Origin of the sequence: Micromonospora sp. ALFpr18c, assembly GCF_008868155.1 — a bacterium.
Lineage (GTDB): Bacteria > Actinomycetota > Actinomycetes > Mycobacteriales > Micromonosporaceae > Micromonospora.
The window spans coordinates 1-252 of sequence record NZ_WBKR01000564.1 but is presented as its reverse complement, the minus strand read 5'-3'; the positions used below and the strand labels follow the sequence as shown (position 1 = coordinate 252).

Annotated in this window: 1 protein-coding gene; it reads left to right on the top strand. The window is 63.5% G+C overall.

Translation table 11 applies throughout. From position 1 onward, the window contains the following. Positions 1 to 195: hypothetical protein (locus F8271_RS33725; protein WP_225854931.1), on the top strand; the 195-nt coding region annotated here is incomplete at its 5' end. Between the last annotated feature and the right edge of the window lie 57 nt (positions 196 to 252).

Below are 252 nucleotides of genomic sequence, written 5' to 3'. Positions count from 1 at the left end.
GCCGACGGCGCGGTACCGGTCTTCCACCGGGCGTACGACGGCGGCGCGGGCGAGGTCGCCCAGGTCATCCCGATGATGAAAGCGTTGCAGGAGATCGCCACCTCTCGCCGGATGTTGATCATCGGGGGGGCCTGTAGGGAGATCTGTGTAACGGAATATGTCGAATTTCCGTTAAGGCCGGTGGAGTCCGGCTAGCACAGATAGGACCGAGTGGATGAGTTATCCGATGGTGGGCCCGGGCGTGCGGGCTGA